The sequence below is a fragment of the Herbaspirillum sp. UBA812 genome (assembly GCF_002296545.1).
In the GTDB taxonomy this organism is placed as follows: domain Bacteria; phylum Pseudomonadota; class Gammaproteobacteria; order Burkholderiales; family Burkholderiaceae_D; genus Herbaspirillum; species Herbaspirillum huttiense.
On record NZ_DBIC01000295.1, the window covers coordinates 6417 to 14017 of the forward strand.

The following is a 7601-nucleotide window of genomic DNA, read 5'->3' on the forward strand; positions in this document are numbered from 1 at the left end:
CGTGGCAGGCACGGCGGTGGCCTTCTTCGGTGCCTGGAGCGCCTCCTGGGCCCCGCACGCGGCCCTGCTGAGCGCGCCGTTGATGGTGCTGGGCGTGGTGACGCTGACCGCTGCCATCGAGTCCGGCACCCTGCTGGGGACGCTGCTGGCAGTGGTCGCCGTGGTGGCGGCAGGTTTTCCGCACGGGGCGGCGATGGCCGCGCTGCAGGCCGCCTCCTTCTGCGCCGGTGCCGCCTGGGCCTGGCTGCTGATCAATCTGGCCTGGCGTCTCGACGACCAGGCTGCCCTGCGCCAGGCGGCCCGTGCGGCGCTGCTGCGCATGATGGACATGAGCCTGGCCCTGCTGGCCGCGCCGCCCGGACAGCACCGCGACCAGCACTGGCACCGTGAGCACGGCGAACATCGCCGCGCCACACGGCTGGCGCTGGAACGCCTGCGGACCATGCTGCAGCGGCATGCGGGCACACCCATGGCCGAGGCGGATGCATGGGAACGCCGGCTGGAAGCCTGCGAAATGCTCTTCCACACCCTGATCGCACTGGAGCATGCGGCCATCCAGCAACTGGCCAGTCCGGGCGAGCGCCGCCGGGCTGCGCGTGTGGCCATCGCCGTGCTGCTGCACGCCCTCGCCGTTCTGGAGACATCCCCCGCGAAGGCCAACCGGCCGCGCAGCGCCCGACCGCACGCTGCAGCAGCCGATCCCCTGATCGCCGGCTGCCTGCGCGCGCTGGCGCAAGCCGACCGCCTGCTGCAGGCACGGCAAGCCGCGCACGCCGGCCCGTGCTCGTTGCCGCCCTCGCCTGCCCCGGCGGTCCCGCCCCGCAACCGCCTGCGTGCCGGCCTGCTGCGGGGCTTGCAACAGGGGGGACGCCAGGCTGCCGGCGTGGCCGCCGTGTTCTATGCGGCCGAGGCCTTTCATCTGGGCTATCCGTACTGGGCGACGATGGCGGTGGTCGTGGTGTTGCAGGGCGCGGCGCGCCAGACCTGGACACGCTGCCTGGAACGCATCCTGGGCAGCCTGCTGGGCGGCCTGCTGGCCTTGACGCTGCTGCAGCTGGTCCCGGCCCACGGCCTGCTGCTGCCGCTGGTGGCAGTCCTGCTGGCAGGGCTGGCAATTGCCCTGCGGCTGGTGAACTACACGGTGTTCGTGGTGTTTCTGACCATGCTCTTCATCTGCGTGACCGACATGCTGCAGCCCGGCACCGGGATCGCCTCGGCCCGCGCACTGGACAACCTGATCGGCAGCGCTGCCGCCCTGCTGGCCGCGCTGGCGCTGTGGCCCGATCTCGGCGCTACGCCGCGCCAGCGCATCGCGGCCGGACTGGAAGCCAATCGCGCCTATCTGGACGCCGTCCTGTCGCAGCAGCCAGCTCCTGTGCTGCGACAGCTGCAACGCCAGGCCGGACTGGCCAGCATCGAGGCCGAAACCGCGCTGCACGAGCTCGGCGGTCTGCGCCGCCAGCGCGACGCCCTGAGCGCCGATGAAGTCGCTTCCCTGCGCAGCCTGCGTGAGCTGGCCGGGCAAGCCTCGGTTCAGTGGCACCGGCAAAACGGCCGCGCCGACGCTCCCTGAAAAACGGCGCTTCCCTTCATCTTTTTCCGGAGGGAAAGAGCACAACATCAGCAGCGACGCGGATATCTGCCGAAACCTTCACTTCGTTCATCAAACCGGGGGGTTGTTGTCATTTTGTCATTTTCGTGTGATAGATTGCCCTTCATGATTGGCACTACCGGAACAACGGCGACGACTGCGGCGTGCACCGCGAAGCGCCGGGCCGGTAACGCGCGCGGGGGCGCGCAGGCACACGCCAGACAACAACAACGACCGGCAGCAACGACCGGTCCTTATCGATGGGGGTACAGGCATGCCGCACAAACGCGCAGCCTTCGGGGAAAGTCATCTGATGCCGCAATCCACACTGCTGGCGCGGGCACGCCACTGGCTGGGCAGCCTGCCGGCGGCTTGCGTGGTGGCGCTGGTGTCGGTGAGCTATGCGGTCAGCTATGCCGTCATGATCTTTGGCGCCAGCGGCGATGCCCTGCTGCAGGCCGGGCTGCCGCTGATGTTCGTCACCAGCGTGCTGTGCCTGCTGGTGATCTGTTTCACCAGTTCGCTGCCCTTCATGCTGGGCGGGGCGGACTCCAATTCGGTCGGCCTGCTCTCGCTGATGGTCGGCGGCATCAGCGCCACCATGCAGCGCGCCCAGCTCTCTCCAGCCGAGATCCTGGCCACGGTCACCATCGCCATCACCCTCAGCAGCCTCCTGGTCGGATTGGCGCTCATGGCGCTGGGCGCACTGAGGCGCGGCAACCTGGTGCTGTTCGTGCCGTTCCCGGTGGTCGGCGGCTTCCTCGCCGGGACTGGCTATCTGCTCTGGAGCGGTGCCTTCACGGTGCTGACCGGGCATCCCCTGGGGCTGGATGCCCTGCGCACCGGCATCGACCTGCACTGGCAGGAACTGCTGCCGGTGGCCATCGTGGTGATCGGCATGCTGGGCCTGCCGGGCCGCAAGTTCGATCATCCGCTGGCGCTGCCGGTCTCGCTGGCGCTGGCCAGTGCGGCCTTCTATGGCGCGCTGGCGGCCAGCGGACTGTCGCTGGCGCAGGCCCGCGCGCTGGGCTGGATGTTCGCGCCGCTGAGCCTGGGCCATGTGCAGCTGCCGGTGCAGGTCTCCTGGTCGCTGGTGCACTGGGACATCCTGTGGCGTCACTATGGAGAATTGCTGGCCCTGATCGCCGTGACCACGCTCGCGATCCTGCTCAACGCCACCGGCGTGAGCCTGGCCACGCGGCGCGAAGTGGACTTCAATCGTGAACTGCGCAGCGCCGGCCTGGCCAACATGCTCAGCGGATGCTTCGGGGGCGTGGTCGGCTGCCATTCGCTCTCGCGCACCTTGCTCAATTACCGCTTCGGCTCGCGCGATCGCGTCGCCACCCTGCTGGCGGCGGTGCTGTGCCTGGTGTGCGCGCTGTTCTTCATTCCGCTGCTGGGCTATTTCCCCAAGCCGGTGCTGGCCGGGCTGTTGATCGGCCTGGGTGGCGGACTGCTCAATGAATGGCTGGTCCGCAGCCGCCGTCTGGCGCGCGGGGATTATTTCCTGATCGTGCTGATCGTGGCGGTGGTGGCCTGCTATGGCTTCGTCACCGGCGTGGCGCTGGGCGTGGTGGTGGCCTGCGTGCTGTTCGTGCTGGACTATGGTCGGGTGTCCTGCGTGAAGATGGAATTCACCGGCGCCACCCTGCACTCCAAGCTCGAGCGCGGTGCCGCCGCCCATGCGGAACTCAAGCAGCTGGGCCAGCGCGTCTTCGGCATGCGCCTGCAGGGTTTCCTGTTCTTTGGCAGCGCCAACCAGATCGTGCATCGGGTGCGCGAGCAATTGCAGTCGCCGCGCCAGTTCATCATCATCGACTTCCGCCATGTGCAGGGACTGGATGCTTCCACCTCGCAAAGCTTCGTCAAGCTGGCGCAGGTGTGCGAGCAATACAAGGTGACCCTGATCCTGACCGGCATTGCCGATCCCATCCGCCGTCCGATTGCGCGTGCCGCTTTCAGCGGCACGGCACCGCGCGAGTTTGCCGATCTCGACCTGGCCCTCGAATGGGTGGAAGACCGCCTGCTGGAACAGGCCATGCGGAATGAATCGCGCGATGCCCTGCACAGCAGCCTGGCCGAGCATTTTGATGCGCGCGAAATGGCGTCGCTCATGGCGCGCATGGAGAAGGTGGAGATGGCTGCCGGCACGCTGCTGTTCCGCAAGGGCGATGCGGGTGATTCAATGTATTTCATCGACGAAGGTCTGGTCAGCATCTCGCTGCCGCTGGAGGGCGGCGGCCGCATGCGCCTGCGTTCTTTCGGCAGTGCCACCATCGTCGGCGAGATGGCGCTCTATCGCGGCCAGCGGCGCACCGCCGACGTCGTCACCGACCGCCCCACACTGGCCTGGCAGCTGACGCTGGCCAGCCTGCGCCAGCTGGAACAGGACGATCCGGCCACGGCCTTGCGCCTGCATGCGTATGTGGTCAAGGTCATTGCCAGCCGGCTGGAATCGACCAATGAGGCGTATCGACTGGCTTATTGAGCCGCACGCAGTGCCGGCAGGCCGAGCTTGTCGAGAAACTCGCCGACAATGGGCTCCCAGATCTCGGGGCCACGGGCAAAGAGCGTATGCCCGTTCTGGGCGAAGGGCGGCAGGAGCCGATAGTCTGCATTGCCACCGGCCTTGACGAAGGCCTCGTGCCACGCCTTGCTGTGGACCGGGGCGAAGTAGAGGTCGTTCTCGGTATAGATCCACAACATGGGCATCTTCGCGGCGTGGCCAAAGCGGGCATACATCTCTTCCAGCAGCTGGGGGGCGCAGGGATTGCCGGGACGTTTTTCCGGATCGCCGCCGGCGCCGCCGGCAAAATTGATCGCGCCCACTACCCCCTCGGGATTGCGCGCGGAAGCGGCCACCGTGAGGTAGCCCCCCACCGACTGTCCCACCAACAGCACACGCTTGGCATCGACATACGGCTGCTGCCGGGCGTAATCCAGCACGGCCAGGATTTCGGTGCTGCCGGCCTCGGCCATGGGCGCGTAATCCTTGCTGGAGCAACTGCCGCTGTCCTCGGGATCGAACTGCGTCATGTAGGCGCCGTAGCCGATGCGGGTCGGCTCGAAGACGGCAAAGCCGCGCGAGACGAAGTAGCGCACCTGCCTGGTGAAGCGAAAACGCGGCGGATCCTGGCGATTGGTGGGACTGCGTCCGTGACTGAGGATGACCACCGGAAAAGGCCCCGGTCCGGCCGGCTTGAACTGGGTGATGACGACCTTGCCGCTCTCTTGCCGGCCATACAGGTCCTTGACGCTGACGTCGATGCTGGTGACCGATTCGTTGATGTCCAGCGACAGTTGCTGGGCGCGTCCAGCGAGGGGAGCGAGGAGAAGGCAGCACAGGCCCAGTGTCGGCAGCAGCCTGCCGAAGGCGAAGAAAGAGAATTGGCGCATGGAATTTTTATGATGAGGGCCGAGCAGGCCGGAGCGCATAAGCTACCGCCAGTCCCGAGCGCCAGGCAAGCACTTTTGCAAGTCGACGGCTGGCGCCTCCAGTCACGGCGATCCTATATACTGCTGCCTTCCCCGTAGCCACCACGGGCCGCGCGCGGCGCGGTCCTGCATTGACCATGTCCGAGCAAGCCCCCGAACCGATCTTCCCCGATGACGCCGTTGCCGGTGCCGACACCATCCCCGCACCGCGCGCATGGATCGTGCTGCAGAACGTGCAGGAGGTGGAGACCTGGATCGACACCTACAACCGCGAGCTGCAGGCCGTGGTGTTCCGTCACAAGATGAACACCGTCAACGCCGGCCAGGGCATCTGCTTTACGCTGGAGCTGGGCGGCGATATCCATCTGCACACCACGCCCGAAGGCCAGATCCTGCTGGACGTGAGCGAGGAAGCCTCATGGGCGGCCCCGGTCATCAGCGCTGCCGCCAACGTGCCGGCCCCCGCAGGCAGCGTATGGGTGCTGCCGCCGGATACGCTGACGCAACTGATCCTGGGATTGTCGGGGCTGATCGCCACGTCGCAGTTCGTGTTGCGGCATGAGTATCGGCTGGGCAAAGGCGTACGTCCGACTTATTGAATCAAAATGAAAATACGCATACTCGTCCTGTTACTTGGATTGCCGTCGTTTCCTGCGCTGGCAGCGCCCCTCTCCCAGAGCCTCTGCAAGCCGGGAGAGAAAATCATTTACAGCTGTCAGACCGCGCGCAAGAAAACGGCGTCACTGTGCGCCTCGGCGGACTATCCCGACAAGCGCAGTCGCTTGCAATACCGCTTCGGGACTGCAAGCAAGATCGAGATGCAATTTCCCGAGACGCCCCAGCCTGCGGAAGGACGATTCTTTCGCAGCTACACCATGTATTCGGGTGGTTACGAATCGCATGTCCGTTTCAGTACCGACAGCTACGATTATTTTTACTATGACCGGATGATTCGCACCGGTTTCAAGGGACAGAACCTCCCCAAGGATTCCTCCGGTCTGGTGGTGCGTGAACGCAGCAGCGGCAAGGAACAGCATCGCGCTTGTTATCCGGATGCCGTCGAGACGGCGGGCAAAGATGGCCTGCCGGAGACGGAACTGGAAACCCTGAATCTTCCCGACTGAAAGCAAGACCAATGAAAGAACGTACCCTGATCGCCGCTGGCGCGCTGAACATGTTCGTGGCCGTGGGCTGTGGCGCCTTCGGCGCGCACGGTTTGAAGAAAATGATTTCCGAAGAGATGCTGGCGATCTGGCATACCGCCGTGACCTACCAGGTCATGCACGCGCTGGGCATGATCGCCGTGGCGCTGCTGATGCCGCGCATGGCCGGTGCCGCGCTGCACTGGGCCGGCCGGCTGATGCTGGCGGGCATCGTCATCTTCAGCGGCAGCCTCTACCTGCTGGCCCTGACCGGTACCCGCATCCTCGGTGCCATCACGCCGTTTGGCGGTGTGGCCTTCCTCGCCGCGTGGCTGCTGGTGGCATGGGCGGCGCTGAAGAACCGTTAAGCTGCGCTTAAGGTTCTTCGCGAGAGCATTAAACCGGCGTTAATGCTGTTTCAGGCCGCCTCACGCGCCGGATGCGCCTGCTTGCGGTACAGGAACTCCAGCACCGCCGTGCGATAGGCACCATACTGCGCATCCTGCGCCAGCGAGACACGGTCGCGCGGACGTGGCAGCTTCACTTCCACGATCTCGCCAATGGTGGCGGCGGGACCATTGGTCATCATCACGATGCGGTCCGACAGCAGCACTGCCTCATCCACATCGTGGGTCACCATCACCACCGTCGATTCAGTCTTGGCGACGATCTTCAACAACTCATCCTGCAGGTGCGCACGGGTCAGTGCATCGAGTGCGCCGAAGGGTTCATCCATCAGCAGGACCTTGGGCTCCATCGCCAGCGCGCGGGCAATGCCGACACGCTGCTTCATGCCGCCGGAGATCTCATTGGGCCGCTTGCTCTCGGCCGCCGTCAGGCCGACCAAGGCCAGCGCGGCGCGCGTGCGGTCACGCAACTGGGTGCGATTTTCGCTGGCACCGAAGACGCGCTCCACACCGAGATAGATGTTTTCATAGCAGGTCAGCCAGGGCAGCAGCGAGTGATTCTGGAACACCACCGCACGCTCCGGTGCCGGACCACCGATCTCGCGATTGGCACACAGCAGTACGCCATCACTGGGCTTGAGCAGGCCCGCAATCAGGTTCAGCAAGGTCGACTTGCCGCAGCCGGAGTGGCCGATCAAGGTGACGAACTCGCCCTTGGCCACCGTCAGGTTGATCTCGCGCAGTGCATGGAACACGCCCTTCCTGGTGTGGAACACCATCTCCACACCGTGGATGTCGATGAACTTGCCGTTGATGTTGTCCATGATCCCGCCCTCCTCAGTTGTTGACCTGCTCGTAGGTGAACGCCTTGGCCAGCGCCACCAGCAATTGTTCCAGCACCAGCCCGACCACCCCGATGACGACGATGGCGATGATGATGTGCGGCACGTTCAGGTTGTTCCATTCATCCCAGACCCAGAAGCCGATGCCGACGCCGCCGGTCAGCATCTCGGCGGCCACGATCAC

At 65.5% G+C, this 7601-nt stretch carries 7 protein-coding genes and 1 pseudogene; 5 read left to right on the plus strand and 3 right to left on the minus strand.

Annotated features, from left to right (window positions below; translation table 11 throughout):
* Together B3873_RS20325 and B3873_RS20330 are read left to right on the plus strand one after the other, a co-directional pair.
* On the plus strand, positions 1-1573 hold a 1573-nt coding region (locus B3873_RS20325; RefSeq protein ID WP_286868633.1), incomplete at its 5' end, for an FUSC family protein.
* A gap of 331 nt (positions 1574-1904) precedes the next feature.
* Positions 1905-4079, plus strand: coding sequence for an SLC26A/SulP transporter family protein (locus B3873_RS20330; protein ID WP_286868635.1), 2175 nt, complete (start codon positions 1905-1907; stop codon positions 4077-4079).
* Here B3873_RS20330 and B3873_RS20335 read toward each other — a convergent pair.
* Entirely contained in the window at positions 4073-4987 is a 915-nt protein-coding gene (locus B3873_RS20335; protein ID WP_209531955.1) for an alpha/beta hydrolase family protein, read from the minus strand. The two genes, B3873_RS20330 and B3873_RS20335, sit on opposite strands and share 7 nt — an antisense overlap.
* A gap of 176 nt (positions 4988-5163) precedes the next feature.
* On the opposite strand from B3873_RS20335, the gene B3873_RS20340 reads away from it, so the two are divergent.
* Genes B3873_RS20340 through B3873_RS20350 form a run of 3 tightly spaced genes read left to right on the plus strand, consistent with a single transcriptional unit; the run spans position 5164 to position 6536 of the window.
* Entirely contained in the window at positions 5164-5625 is a 462-nt protein-coding gene (locus tag B3873_RS20340; RefSeq protein WP_286868637.1) for a hypothetical protein, read from the plus strand.
* A gap of 6 nt (positions 5626-5631) precedes the next feature.
* The gene (locus B3873_RS20345; protein WP_286868640.1) at positions 5632-6150 is read left to right on the plus strand and encodes a hypothetical protein; all 519 of its coding nucleotides are present in this window, start codon (positions 5632-5634) and stop codon (positions 6148-6150) included.
* An 11-nt stretch (positions 6151-6161) separates the two neighbouring features.
* Positions 6162-6536, plus strand: a complete 375-nt coding sequence (locus tag B3873_RS20350) for a DUF423 domain-containing protein (RefSeq protein ID WP_209531957.1) — start codon at positions 6162-6164, stop codon at positions 6534-6536.
* Between the two features lie 50 nt (positions 6537-6586).
* Here the strand turns inward: B3873_RS20350 and B3873_RS20355 are convergent, their stop codons facing one another.
* Positions 6587-7399 carry an ABC transporter ATP-binding protein gene (locus B3873_RS20355; protein WP_121037827.1) on the minus strand — a complete coding sequence of 271 codons (813 nt, stop codon included), beginning with the start codon at positions 7397-7399 and terminating at the stop codon, positions 6587-6589.
* A gap of 13 nt (positions 7400-7412) precedes the next feature.
* A pseudogene (locus B3873_RS20360) lies at positions 7413-7601 on the minus strand (nitrate ABC transporter, permease protein); the annotation flags it as partial.

What these genes read in the sequence shown, in the direction of transcription:
- B3873_RS20340 (WP_286868637.1), top strand. Translation starts at nt 5,164, where the DNA reads ATGTCCGAGCAAGCCCCCGAACCGATCTTCCCCGATGACGCCGTTGCC.
- B3873_RS20350 (WP_209531957.1), top strand. Translation starts at nt 6,162, where the DNA reads ATGAAAGAACGTACCCTGATCGCCGCTGGCGCGCTGAACATGTTCGTG.
- B3873_RS20345 (WP_286868640.1), top strand. Translation starts at nt 5,632, where the DNA reads ATGAAAATACGCATACTCGTCCTGTTACTTGGATTGCCGTCGTTTCCT.
- B3873_RS20330 (WP_286868635.1), top strand. Translation starts at nt 1,905, where the DNA reads ATGCCGCAATCCACACTGCTGGCGCGGGCACGCCACTGGCTGGGCAGC.
- B3873_RS20355 (WP_121037827.1), bottom strand. Translation starts at nt 7,399, where the DNA reads ATGGACAACATCAACGGCAAGTTCATCGACATCCACGGTGTGGAGATG.
- B3873_RS20335 (WP_209531955.1), bottom strand. Translation starts at nt 4,987, where the DNA reads ATGCGCCAATTCTCTTTCTTCGCCTTCGGCAGGCTGCTGCCGACACTG.